General features: G+C 70.8%; 9 protein-coding genes. 1 reads left to right on the top strand and 8 read right to left on the bottom strand.

Annotation, left to right across the window (positions count from 1 at the left end; genetic code table 11):
• Nucleotides 1–22: 22 nt before the first annotated feature.
• Entirely contained in the window at nucleotides 23–400 is a 378-nt protein-coding gene (locus tag GC203_RS14300; RefSeq protein WP_293455663.1) for a helix-turn-helix domain-containing protein, read from the top strand.
• A gap of 119 nt (nucleotides 401–519) precedes the next feature.
• Here GC203_RS14300 and GC203_RS14305 read toward each other — a convergent pair whose 3' ends face one another.
• The 8 genes from GC203_RS14305 to GC203_RS14340 form a co-directional block, all read right to left on the bottom strand.
• On the bottom strand, nucleotides 520–1,740 hold the full coding sequence (locus GC203_RS14305; protein WP_293455666.1) for an amidohydrolase family protein: 1,221 nt from the start codon (nucleotides 1,738–1,740) through the stop codon (nucleotides 520–522).
• Nucleotides 1,741–1,754: 14 nt separating this feature from the next.
• Nucleotides 1,755–3,230, bottom strand: coding sequence for an aldehyde dehydrogenase family protein (locus GC203_RS14310; protein ID WP_293455668.1), 1,476 nt, complete (start codon nucleotides 3,228–3,230; stop codon nucleotides 1,755–1,757).
• A 29-nt stretch (nucleotides 3,231–3,259) separates the two neighbouring features.
• Nucleotides 3,260–4,939, bottom strand: a complete 1,680-nt coding sequence (locus GC203_RS14315) for a DUF885 family protein (protein WP_293455670.1) — start codon at nucleotides 4,937–4,939, stop codon at nucleotides 3,260–3,262.
• Nucleotides 4,936–6,546 (bottom strand): GMC family oxidoreductase N-terminal domain-containing protein, encoded by a 1,611-nt coding sequence (locus GC203_RS14320; protein WP_293455672.1) that lies wholly within the window; start codon nucleotides 6,544–6,546, stop codon nucleotides 4,936–4,938. Before GC203_RS14320 ends, GC203_RS14315 begins: the two co-directional genes overlap by 4 nt.
• Nucleotides 6,543–6,953 (bottom strand): hypothetical protein, encoded by a 411-nt coding sequence (locus GC203_RS14325; protein ID WP_293455673.1) that lies wholly within the window; start codon nucleotides 6,951–6,953, stop codon nucleotides 6,543–6,545. The genes GC203_RS14320 and GC203_RS14325 overlap by 4 nt, the downstream gene beginning before the upstream one ends.
• Before the next feature lie 187 nt (nucleotides 6,954–7,140).
• The gene (locus GC203_RS14330) at nucleotides 7,141–8,358 is read right to left on the bottom strand and encodes an MFS transporter (RefSeq protein WP_293455675.1); all 1,218 of its coding nucleotides are present in this window, start codon (nucleotides 8,356–8,358) and stop codon (nucleotides 7,141–7,143) included.
• Entirely contained in the window at nucleotides 8,355–10,172 is a 1,818-nt protein-coding gene (locus GC203_RS14335; protein ID WP_293455677.1) for a M24 family metallopeptidase, read from the bottom strand. The genes GC203_RS14330 and GC203_RS14335 overlap by 4 nt, the downstream gene beginning before the upstream one ends.
• A gap of 49 nt (nucleotides 10,173–10,221) precedes the next feature.
• Nucleotides 10,222–12,447 (bottom strand): TonB-dependent receptor, encoded by a 2,226-nt coding sequence (locus GC203_RS14340; RefSeq protein WP_293455680.1) that lies wholly within the window; start codon nucleotides 12,445–12,447, stop codon nucleotides 10,222–10,224.
• Between the last annotated feature and the right edge of the window lie 94 nt (nucleotides 12,448–12,541).

Consider the following 12,541-nt stretch of genomic DNA (forward strand, 5'->3'; position numbering starts at 1 on the left):
GACCGTTCAAGAAGGCACTTTGATGAGACTAGGTAACCTCAACCTCGCCGCCCATGAATGCCGGTCGCTGGGCGAAGTGCTCGCGCGAATAGGCGACAAATGGTCTGTCCTGATCATTGTGATGCTCGCCGACGGGGGCATGCGTTTCAGCGAGCTGCGGCGGGAGATCGGCACAATCTCGCAAAAGATGCTGACGGCGACGCTCCGAGGCCTTGAACGAGACGGCTACCTCACACGGACCGTCACGCCGACCATCCCGCCCCGTGTCGACTACGCTTTGACGGAGCTCGGCCGCGACGTGCTTGTTCCGGTGCACGCCCTGGCGACCTGGGCCGCGGAGCGCCGCCCGGTCATCGAGGCCGCGCGCGAGGCCTACGATCGAAAGGCCGCCATGCCCTGAACCCGCGGCCCGGACTTGGCCGCACGGTCCAGGGTGACGGTGGAAAGCTGGTTGTTCGGTCCGGTGTGCGGATCCTGAGCTGACCGGCCTGTCAGCGCACGCGAGGAGGGCGTGGCGCGTCAATGGACGCGACGGCCGGCCTTCCAGACGGAATGAAGGGCTTCGGACGCCTCGAACAGGAGACTGAGGTCGGCCAGCGGGTCGCCGTCGATCACGAGGAGGTCGGCGAAGGCGCCCGGGGCCACGGTCCCGAGCTGGCCGGCCATGCCGAGGATCTCGGCGTTGACGGCGGTGGCCGAGTTCAGGACCTGGAACGGGGTCTCCACCTGTCCGCGCAGTCGGAACTCGTCACGTTGATGGCGGTGCATCGGGCCAAGGAGATCGGTGCCGAAGCCGAGCTTGACGCCCGCCTCGCGGCAGATGCGGACCGCGTCCAGGCCCTGGCCATACACCTCGTCCAGCTTGGCCATCAGGTGGGGCGGCGCGCCATCCTCGCGGCCACTGCGACGGAAGGCTTCATAGGTCGCGAGCGTCGGCACCACATAGGCGCCCGCGGCGGCCACGACCTGCGCGGCCTCGCGATCGATCAGGTTCCCGTGCTCGATCGTCCGCACGCCCAGTCGCACCGCGCGCGAGATCGTCTCGGCGGTGTAGGCGTGGGCGGCGACATAGACGCGCCGGCGGCGCGCCTCCTCCACGACGGCGAGGATCTCGTCCTCGGCGAACTGCACCATCCAGATGGGATCGCTCGGCGAGGCGATGCCGCCCGAGACGAAGATCTTCAGGTGATGCGCGCCCTTGCGCAGCGACTCGCGCGCGGCGCGCCGGATCGCGTCGACCCCGTCCACGCGCTCGGCGATCAGGCCATGGCCGGCGCAGCCGCACACATGCTCGTCCTCGTGCGGCGGGCGCGGATCGCCATGGCCGCCCGTCTGGCTGAACGCCCGCCCGCAATAGAAGAGGCGCGGGCCCTGGATCAGGCCCTCTTCAAGCGCGCGCCACATGCCGTAGTCGGCCCCGCCCACGTCGCGAAGCGTCGTGAAGCCCCGGGCCAGGGCGCCTTCGAGGATGGGCCGGGCGGTCTGGGCCACGTAGGTCGGAGGCATCCGCTCCAGCGCCACGAGGTCGGCGCTCGACGCATAGGCATGGAAGTGGGCGTCGATCAGTCCCGGCATGACCGTACGGCCTTCGAGATCGATCACCGTGTCCGCCGCCGGAACGTCGTCCTCCGCCACCAGCGCGGCGATGCGGTCGCCGTCGATCAGCAGGCCCCGGGGCGCGCTGAGACGATCGTTGACGCCGTCGAATATGCGGGCGTTGCGCAACAGGGTCCTCGTCATCTGCGGGGCTCCGGCTAGTAGTTGATCCACACGGTCTGGCGTCGCAGGTAGCTCTTGAGGCCCTCGACCCCGCCTTCGACCCCGAGGCCCGAGGCCGCGACGGGCTCCGACGAGAACCCGTGGCCGGGCCCCTCGCCGGCGGGCGGCGCGGCGTTCAGCACGACGGAGGAACGGATCCCGTCCGCCAGCCGCATGCCGGTGACCAGGTCCTTGCTCCAGACGTAGGCCAGCAATCCATAGGCCGTGCTGTTGGCGAGGCCGATCGCCTCGTCGATGTCGTCGAACGTCATCACGCTCAGCACCGGCCCGAACACCTCCTCGCGCCAGATGACGTCGGCCGTGGAGCGGGGGAAGACGATCACGGGGCGCACGAAGGCGCCGCCCGGCGTCGGCGGGCCGCCCTCGATCACCCGCGCGCCGCTCTCCCGTGCGCCGTCGATGAAGGCTGCGACCCGATCGCGTTGGGTCGCCGAGCATAGGGGCCCGAATGTGGTGCCGGGGTCGCATGGGTCGCCAGGGACCAGCGCCTCGAAATGGACGAGGATCTCGTCGACCAGGCGTTCGGCCGCCGACGCCTGCACGATCAGCCGCGAGCCGACGCTGCAGATCTGACCCTGGTTGGTGACCAGGGCGCCGGCGATCCGGGCGGCGACCGCGGCGAGGTCGACGCCGTCGTCCACCACCACATGCGGGGACTTGCCGCCGCACTCGGCGACCACCGGCCGCAGATTGGATTGCGCGGCGGAGGTCAGGACCAGCCGGCCGACCTCCGTGGACCCGGTGAAGGCGGTCATGGCGACATCCGGGTGGCGGCTCAGCGCCTGGCCGACCACCTCGCCGTCCCCCTGCACCACGTTGAACACGCCGGGCGGAACTCCGGCGTCCAACGCCAGCGCGGCGAGGGTCTGCGCCGAGCGCGGAGACAGTTCCGACGGCTTGAGCACCACCGTGTTCCCGGCCGCGAGGGCCGGCGCGACCTTCAGCGCGACGTTGAACACCGGGAAGTTCCACGGCGTGATGGCCGCCACCACGCCTCGCGGCGTCCAGCGTTGCAGGACCAGGCTGAGGTCGGCGCTGGGCAGGGTCTCGCCGAACACCTTGTCGATCGCCTCGGCGTTGAAGCGGATCAGGTCGGCCGCGGACCGCGCCGAGTAGGCCCCCACGGAGACCGGCTTGCCCATGTCGGCGGCGTCCAGCAGGTCCAGCTCCGCGGCATGCTGCTGGACGGCGTCGGCCCAGCGGAGCAGGCAGGCCTTGCGCCAAGACGGCGGGCGGCGCGACCAGCGCCCGTCCTCGAACGCCGCCAGGGCCGAGGCGACCGCGGCGTCCACGTCCCGCGGATCGCCCGCGGGCAGGTCGCAAACGGTGCGCCCGTCGTAGGCGCTGACCACCGTGCGGCGGCCACCCCCGGCGGACGGCGTGGCGCGCCCCTCGATCAGGTTGTCCAGGACGGCGACCGGAAGCGGACGCGACGGCGTGTGGGCGTTCACAGGTCGAACTCCAGAACGGGTTGGCCGCCCTAAGGGGCGGAAGGGGCGTGGGCGGAGATGAAGTGGTCGGTCGCCTCGCGCACGACCGCGAGCGGGACCGAACCCAGGGCCAGGACCATGTCGTGGAAGCCGCGAATATCGAACCGCGACCCCAGCGCGACCTCCGCGCGATGGCGACAGTCGCGGATGCAGGCCTCGCCGAGATAGTACGACAGCGCCTGCCCCGGCCAGGAGATGTAGCGGTCGACCTCGGAGACGATCTCGTGACGCGGCAGGGTGGTGTTGTCCGCGAGGTAGGCGATCGCCTCGTCGCGGCCCCAGCCCAGCCAGTGGACCCCCGTGTCCACCACCAGCCGGGCCGCGCGCCAGACCTGGTAGGCGAGCATTCCAAACCGTTCGTAGGGCGTGGCGTAGAGCCCCATCTCCAGGCCAAGGTGTTCGCAATACAGCGCCCAGCCTTCCGCATAGGCCGGCAGGTAGGTCTGCCGCCGGAAGGCCGGCAGGGCCTCGTCCTCCATGGCCAAGGCGATCTGAAACGCGTGCCCCGGCGCGGATTCGTGCAGGGTCAGCGCCGGGAGACTGTAGAGCGGCCGCGTCTCGGGGCGGTAGGTGTTGAGCAGATAGACGCCCGGCCCGCCCCGACCGGCCGTGTAGTAGGGCGCGATCTCCGCCGGCACCGGGCGGATCGCGAACCGGGCGCGCGGCAGCTTGCCGAAGTAGCCGGCGGCCACCGCGTCGAACGACTTCGCGATCCAGGCGGCCCGCATCAGCAGCTCCTCGCCGCTCCGCGCATAGAATTGCGGGTCGGCGCGCAGAAACGCGGCGAAGGCCGCGAGCGAGCCGGGGCGCCCGGTCTCGGCCATCGCGTCGGACATCTGCGTCCTCAGCCGGGCGACCTCGGACCGTCCAAAGGCGTGGATGTCCTCGGGCGAGCGATCCTCGGTGGTGTGCTCGCGGACCTTGGACAGATAGTAGGCGCGGCCTTCCGGCAGGTCGGCGGCGGCGAGGGTCTCGCGGCAGCCGGGGCGGTATTCCTCTTCGAAGAACCTCAGCAGTTCGCGGTGGGCCGGCGCGACCGCCTTGGCGATCACCGACAGGGCCTCCCCGCGAAGCGCGTCGGTGACCGGGGCGGCGCGAAAGGGGGTGAAGTAGACCGAGGCCTCGGGCGGCGCCTCGGCCACCGCGCGGATCGCGCTCTCGCGCCCGTCCAGGGTCACGCGCGGCGGCGTGAAGCCGCGACGCAGGCCGGCCCGCATCTGTTCGGTCATCTCGCCGAAGTAGCGCGGCAGGTCGCGCATCTGGGCGATCCAGCGCTCGTGGTCCCCCGCCTGGCGCATGGGACGCCGCGCAATGGCCGCGGTCTCGCTCCAGAAGGCGCTGTCGGCGTTCAGCGGCGCCTCGAAGTCCCGCCAGACCTGGCGCTCCAGGAGGGCGGCGATCTGGTCGCGATAGACCCGATAGTCGAGCCGGTCGCGCCCGCTCAGTTCGTCGGGATCAATGTGGTCGAGATCGTCCGCGACCCGCCGCCAATAGGCCAGGCGCGCGGCCTGGGCCGCGGAACTGGCGTCGGGCAGCTTCGCATAGAGCGGCCGGTCCGGATCGACGCCCACGTCCAGGCCCGTGACGTCCGCGAACTGGTCGAGCCGCCAGGCCCATTCCGCCTCGTAGAGCGTACGCAGGCGCGCCCCGGCCGACGCCATCGCGCTCATGCCGCCACGGCGTTGGCCGCCGATCCGGCCAGGGCGCGCCCGAGCTTGAGGCCGATCATCATGCAGGCCGCATTGGTGTTGCCGCTGATCAGGTCCGGGAAGATCGAGGCATCCGCGACCCAGACGTTCCGGGCGCCGTTGAGCTTCAGGTCCGGCGCGACCACGGCGTCCGGGTCGCTGCCCATCCGGCACGTGCCGGCGATGTGGTAGGCGATCTCCGTGTGATGGCGCACGTACTCGGCGAGGTCCGCATCCGACGCGATCTCCGGCCCGGGCGCCACTTCGCGCTTCACCAGTTCCTTGATGGGCGGCGTCTCCATGATGCGTCGCGCGATGCGAATGGCGGAGACCAGGGCCTCGATGTCCGCCTGGCCGCCGCCGAGCAGGTTCGGGAACAGGCGGGGCGGGGCTGTCGGATCGCTTGAGGCCAACTCCAGCCGCCCTTTGCCCTGGGGATGGCTGAGGTTGGCGTAGAGCGTCACCGACGGAACCTTGAGCACGGCGTCCGCGTGGAGCGTCGGGTCGAGGATTCCCAGCGGCAGGAAGTGGTACTGGATGTCGGGATGGGCCAGCCGCTCGTCGCTCTTCACGAACCCGGCCGCCTCGAACACGCTGGCCAGCATGCCTTCCCGGCGCAGGGCGAAATCGGCGGCTTCGCCGAGCTGCTGGAGCGGGCCGCCGGTGAGGTTGCGGGACCGGACATTGGTCTCGAACACCAGCCGCACCAGCGGATGCTCGCGCATGTTCCGCCCCACCTGCGGCGCCTCGATCGCGAGCGGGATGCCCAGGTCGGCCAGGGCGGATGGATCCCCCACCCCCGACAGCATGAGCAGCTTCGGCGTGCCGACGGCGCCGGCGCTGACGACGAACCGGTCGGCCGTGACCGCCACCTCGCGCCCATGGCGGCGGCAAAGGGCTTCGCGGGCGACGCCGCCCTCGAACACGAGCCGGTCGACGTCGCAATCCGACCAGATGGTGAGGTTGGGACGGGCGCGGATCTGGCTCACGAACGCGTCGGCGGCGCTACAGCGCAGGCCGCGCCGCTGGGAGAGCTGCGCGAGGCCAAAGCCGGCCTGGCTCGGCCCGTTGTAGTCGAGGTTCGCCGGAAAGCCCGCCGCGGCGCTGGCGTCCAGGAAGGCCTGGGTCAGGCGGTGCGGCCGGCCGACCGTCCGGACCGACAGCGGCCCGGAGTGACCCCGCGCCGGGCCCGGCCGATCACTGGACTCGAGCTCGCGGAACAGGGGCGCAACCTCGGCCCAGCTCCAGCCCGCGTTCTGCAGGCTCGCCCAGCGGTCGTAGTCCGCCGGGGCCCCTCGCACGAACATCATGCCGTTGACGCTGCTGGAGCCACCCAGGATTCGCCCGCGCGCCCACGATTCCCGGCGCGCCGCGCGGCTGGCGTCCGGCTCCGAGACGTAGCCCCAGTCGAACCGCCCCACCGCGGCGCGAACCAGCGCCGGCAACCGCGTCTCGACGGTGCGCCTGTCGGGCCCCGCTTCGACCAGGAGGACGCGCCGGGCGGTGCGCGTCGCCAGGCCGTAGGCGGCGGCGCAACCAGCCGACCCGCCGCCGATGATCACATCGTCGAAGTGGACCGTTCCGCTCATTCCGCCCCCCGCTCGATCGCCGGCGCGCCGCGAGGCGTCGACGAGTGGGTGTACGCGAAGCGCAGGCGTCCCCCGGCCCGTTCGCAGAGGATGGAGAAGCGTGAGGTCAACGGTTCTCCCACGGGGCTTCGCAGGGTGGTCGTGCCGTCCGCCAGCACATGGCCGGGCGACAGCACCCGGAACATGTGGATCGCAAAGCCGATGCCCGCGTAGCCGGCCGCGATCAACTGGTCGATCGAGGCGAGATACCCGGCGCGATCCACGAACTCGCCATCGACCACCGCGGTGAAGTCGGCGGCATAGTGTTGCGCCATGCGGTCGGACCGTCGAGCGTTGAAGTCGTCCGCGAACGCCGCGAGGTAGGCGCGCAGTTCGTCAGGGCCGAGGTGCTCGGGTTGCGCGGTCACGCGACAGGGCTCCGTCCGCGGGAAGAAGCGGGCGCCGGACCGAAGGGGGAGGATCGTCGGTCAGGCGCCCCGCGGCGACGGACGCGGTTTGCCCGCCACCGATCGCACCCTGCCCCCTCGCGCCCCTCGGATGCGCGCCCCGCCGTCCCTGGGTTTTGTCCGGCCGTTCTCACCCGGTGTCCGATATTCAGGCCGCCGCGGGAATCTCGCCCGCGCCCCCGCCGCGGCGGAACGCCGACATCGCGTAGACGATCCCCAGGGCGGGCAGCTGGCAGACGAGGCTCATCCAGAGCAGGTTCGACAGATCGCCGTGCGCACCGCCGGCCAGGTCGATCACGGCGCCGCCGAGGGTGGGCCCCAGAGCGAAGGACGCCATGGCCAGGGTGAAGAAATAGCCGTTGGCCCGACCGCTGCGATCCAGCTCCGACAGGAAGCCCATGAACAGGGGATAGAACACGCCCCAGCAGAACATGAAGCCGACGCAGGCGGCCATGAAGACCGCCTGCGTCCCGCCGCCGCCCTGCAGCAGGCCCAATGACGCCATGGCGCCGAGGATGGCGCCGCCGACGCCGAACGACTTCGGGATGCGATGGCCCAGGACCATCACGCCGGTCGATCCGACCACCGCGGCCAGGTACGCGAGCGCCGCCGCGGCGGACGCGGCCGGATAGGCCAGTCCGGACTGCATTCCAAACTCCGTCGCGTAGGGCCAGAAGCTCCCGACGCTCAGATAGAAGAAGAACGCCGCGCCCAGGCTCAGGGCCACCAATCCGGGGCGGGCGATCCGAGCGGCCGCCGCCGTTCGCGCCGGCGCCGCGGCCCCTGCCCCCGGGATCCATCGCAGCATGGCCAACGGCAGGGCCATGAGCCCCGCCATGCTCGCGAAGAGCGGCCAGGCGCCGACCGCGCCCTGCGCCGCCGGGACGGCGAACATCAGGCCCATGCCCGCGAGGGCCACCGTCACCGAGACCAGCGCGCTCACGCGCTCGGCGCTGACGAACCCCGCGATCACCGCCGCGCAGACGGCCTGGGCGGCGCCGTGCCCGACCCCGGCGACGGCGCGCGCCGCGGCGATCTCGTAGGGCGTATGCGCCAGCATCGAAAGCAGGTTGCCGAGGACGATCAGAAAGGCGGCGACGAACAGGGTGCGGCGTCGGCCGAGACGGTGCAGCAGGCTGACGACGGTCACGATGGCGAGGGCCGTCGCGGTGGCCTCGGCGCCCACAATGTAGCCCGCCCCGGAGCGGCCCACGCCCAGGAACGTCACATAGGTGCTGATCAGCAGCGGCTTCAGGGTCACGTTCGCGTGGCTGGCGACCGACAGCGCCATCACGGCCAGGGCGCCCAGCACGAACGCCGGCGAGGCGGGGCCCGGAGGCTTCACTGGGGCGGCGGGGGCCGTCATCGCGCCGCGCGCCGCGACGCCATCGCCGCGAAGGCGTCAGCGAGGCCCTGCAGCCAGGCGAGCGGCGTCGCCTCCAGGCGCGGCGCATACGCCGCCACGAGATCGCGGTGATAGGCCGCCAGCCAGGCCGCCTCGTCAGCCTCCAGCAGGCCTTCGCCGATCAGCGCCGGGTCGATGGGGAGTTTCGAGATCGTCTCGAATTCCAGGAAGCCCGGATGGCGGGACCGGATCGTGAGCAGGTGGCTCTCGACCCGCACGCCGAAGTCGCCCGGCGCGTAGTAGCCCGGCTCGTTCGACACGATCATCCCCTCCGCCATGGGCGCGACCAGGGGATGGTGGATCTCCTTTCGAATGTACGGCCCCTCGTGGATGTTCATGAGGTTCCCGACGCCGTGGCCCGTGCCGTGGCCGAAATCCATCCCGCGGCTCCACAGGAACTGGCGCGCGAAGGTGTCGATCTGGGTCGAATGGATCCCATCCGGGAAGGTCGCCCGGGCCATCGCCATCCACCCCTTCACCACCAGGGTGTGGGCCTCGACATGGCGCGCGTCCGGGGCGCCCATGGCGAAGCAGACCGTGTTGTCCGTGGAGCAGCCGAGATACTGGCCGCCCGTGTCCATCCAGAAGATCGGATGGTCGTTGATCAGCCGGTTGGAGGCTTGCGTCGCCACATAATGCGGGAGCGCCCCGCTCGGCCCGCTGGCCGAATGGTTGCTCATCGAGAGGCCCAGGTAGCGCGGGTCCTGTTCCCGAAGTACGGTCACCCGCTCATCGGCCTCGAGCTCCGACACCGGGCGCCCCGCGGCCACCTCCGCCACCAGCCACGCCAGGAAGCGGATCACCGCGGCGCCGTCGACCAGATGGCCTTCGCGCGCCACAGCGATCTCGCGAGGGGTCTTGATCCATCGGGAGCGGGCGACGGCCGTGTCGTCGACCAGTTCGCCAGCCTCCCGGACGAGCGCCGCGTCGCGGTGCGAGGTCTTCCGAAGGTTGGCGGCGACGCGCCGGCCGGCCGCGGCGTCGCGCAAGGCCGCCGCGAACGCGTCGGGCCGACGAACATCCACGACGCCCGCCAGCTTGTCGGCGAGGCCCTCTTCAAACCGCTCCGGCTCGGTGAACCAGAGGACGGGTCCCTGGCGCGGGACCAGCGCTCGCGAGCGGGGAATGGGCACGACGTGACGGCGCGCGGGCTGGGCGTCCACGCTGTCGCGGGTGCGCACGTTGAGCAGCCAGGCGACGTCCTCGGGATCCGAGACCAGCGTCAGGTCCTGGCCGAGGTCGGCCATCCGGACACGAAGCTCCTCGAGCTTCGCCTCGCGCGTGCGTCCCGCATAGGCGACGTCGTACTGGAAGATCGTGGATCGGCTGGCGGCCGGACGATCGGCTCGCCACACCTCGTCCACAAGATTGCGCGGGTCGAGCACGGTCGCGAAGCCGGCGCGGGCGAGGCCTTGCAGCAAGCCGCGCAGTTCCAGGTCGCTGTGCAGGCGCGGATCGATGGCGATCCGCGCGCCCGGCGGCAGGTTGGCCCGCAGCCACTCGAGCCGCGCGGCGTCGGTGAGCGGCCGGACATCGACGCGCTCCAGGTCGACCTGCCGGGCCGCCTGCTCGGTGTAGCGTCCGTCCACGAAGAGCGCGGCCCGCGTCGGCGTCACCGCCACCGCCCCCGTGGAGCCGGTGAACCCCGTCGCCCACGCGAGCCGGCGGTCGTGCGGCGGGCTGTACTCGCTGAGGTATTCGTCGGACGACGGGACGAGAACCGCGTCGCAGCCCGACGCCGCCAGATGCGCCTGCAGGGTTTCCAGGTTCGACATGGTCCTGTCCGCCGGTTCGCGGCCCGGCGCGAGCGCCGGGCGCGCGCGCTCAGAAGGTGTGATCGATGGAGAGGCCGACGGTCACCGGCTGGATCGGGATGAACAGCGGCCGGGTGCGATCGGTCAGGAAGGTCAGGCCGGTGTAGGCGCGCTCGTTGAAGAGGTTCTTCACGTAGAGCCGAGCCTGGGTGCGGCCGAAATCGAGGCCCGCGTAGGCGTCGACGACGCTCTGCGAGGCGATCGGGAACGGTTGGCCGGTTCCCCGGAACTGGCTGACCACGCCGTCCTTGTAGTGGTAGCCCGCCCCCGCGAGCAGGGTGATCGCGCCGCTGAGTTCGCGGCTATAGTCCGCCGTCAGGGCCGCGGCCCACTTGGACGAGAACGGAAGCCGGTCGCCGTCGCGGCCGCCGACGCCGGTCGCGTCGGCCGTCAACTTGGCGTCCGTGTAGGTGACGTAGCCGCCGATCCTCAGGCCGTTGTCGAGCGCATAGGCCGCGCTGGCCTCGATCCCCTTGCTGACGGCGGTCTCGCCGTTGCCGGGATAGCTGAACCCGTTGGCGTTGGTGACCCGCAGCTGGATGTCGTCCCAGGCGATGTAGAAGGCCGCGACGTCGAACTGCAGGCGGCGATCGAGAAGCAGCCCCTTCACGCCGAGCTCGTAGTTGGTCAGCCGGTCGGGCTTGTAGGTCGCCGGCACGCCCAGGAGGGGATTGCCGCAGGTGTCGCAACCGCCGCCCGGCCGATAGCCCGTCGCAACGCGGGCATAGATCATCGAGTCCGGCATGAAGCGGTAGCGGGCGTTGACCATCCAGGTGGTGACCCCGTCCCACGGCCGCTGCTGGCACTGGTAGAGGCCGCCGTTGCCGTAGATGCCGATGAAGCCCGGGTCGCATCCCTTGGACCGGTTTTCGCCGTACCGGATCCCCGCGCTGAAATCCAAGCGCTCGGTCAGCTTGTAGGTCCCGTTCGCGAAGAGGGCCCACTCGGTGTACTTGTTCTGCGACCCGGGCGTGACGCCCAGCAGCAGGATGTCGTTGGGCGGCGCCAGGGGCGCGCCGGCGGCCGTGTAGGCCCGGAAGTCGTCGAACTCGCTGGGATCCTCGGTCGTGTAGAAGGCGCCCACCATCCAGTCGACCTTCCCGCCGCTCGGCGACGTCAGGCGGACTTCCTGGGTGAATTTCTCCAGGTCGGTGCGGAAGGTGTAGGGGATGTGCGCGGTGGGGACGGACGGCACATAGGCGATGCCGGACAGGTCCAGGGTCAGGGTGTTGCTGGCCTCCGCATAGCCGGTCGAACTGGTCAGCGTCGCGAAATCCAGGTCCCAGTTGACCTTCAGCATGAAGGTCTGGGCGTCCTGCTTGTAGGCCTCGGCGTAGTTGGTCGAGCGCGTGTAGCGTCCGTACACGGGCTCATTGTTGCTCGCGAAGAGATTGACGGCGGTGTTGTCGTCGGTCCGGATGGACTGGATCAGCGCGGTCGCCTCGATGTCCAGCTTGTCGGTCGGCGCGAACAGCAGGCTGACCCGGCCGCCATAGGTCTTCGAGGCGTTGGCGTCCTTCTTCCCGATCCCGATGTTGTCGATGTAGCCGGCCGTCTCCTTGCGGTAGAGGCTCGCCCTCAGGGCCAGCTTGTCCTGGAGGATGGGGACGTTGGCGCTGGCGCGCAGGCCCCAATCGCCGCCACCGCTCGCCTTCACCTTGGCCAGGTCACCGCCGACGCGAAACTCGGTGTCGGTCAGGCTCGGTCGCTTCAGGGTGTACTTCAGGATCCCGCCCATGGCGGCTGCGCCATAGAGCGTCCCCTGCGGGCCGCGGAGGACTTCGATCTCGCCCACGTCGTATGGCATGAGGTCGAGCGAATAGGTCCCCCCGCGGGCCCCGCCGAAGCCGCCGGCGGACGCCCCCGTCGGGACGTCGTCGATGTAGGTCACCACCAGCGGCGCGTTGAACGAGTTGTTGTAGCTGGTCGCCAGGCCGCGGATGACGATGCCGTTGATGCCGGGGGCGCCGTTGTTCGACACCGACAGGCCCGGCACATAGGCCGCGAAATCGGTCAGCGACGTGGCGCCTTTGTTGGCGAGGGCCTCTCCTTGGACCACCGAGACCGACAGCGGCACCTCGGTGACCTTCTCCGAACGCTTTTGGGCTGTGACGACAACTTCCTGCAGCGCCTCGGATTGCGCCGCCGCGACGCCGGGCAGGACCGCCAGGGCCCCGGCAAGCGCCGACGCCAGCCATACCGCGCGCCGCCCGCGGCCTCCGGTTCCGAATGTCATGACAACCCCTCCTTGTTCGTTCTCGAGGGGCCGCTCCAAAGCTGCGTGACGCGCCGCCCCCGGCTGTACGTTAGGGATGCGACGGTCAGATGCT

The sequence above is a fragment of the Phenylobacterium sp. genome, from assembly GCF_016124325.1.
Taxonomy (GTDB): Bacteria; Pseudomonadota; Alphaproteobacteria; order Caulobacterales; family Caulobacteraceae; genus Phenylobacterium.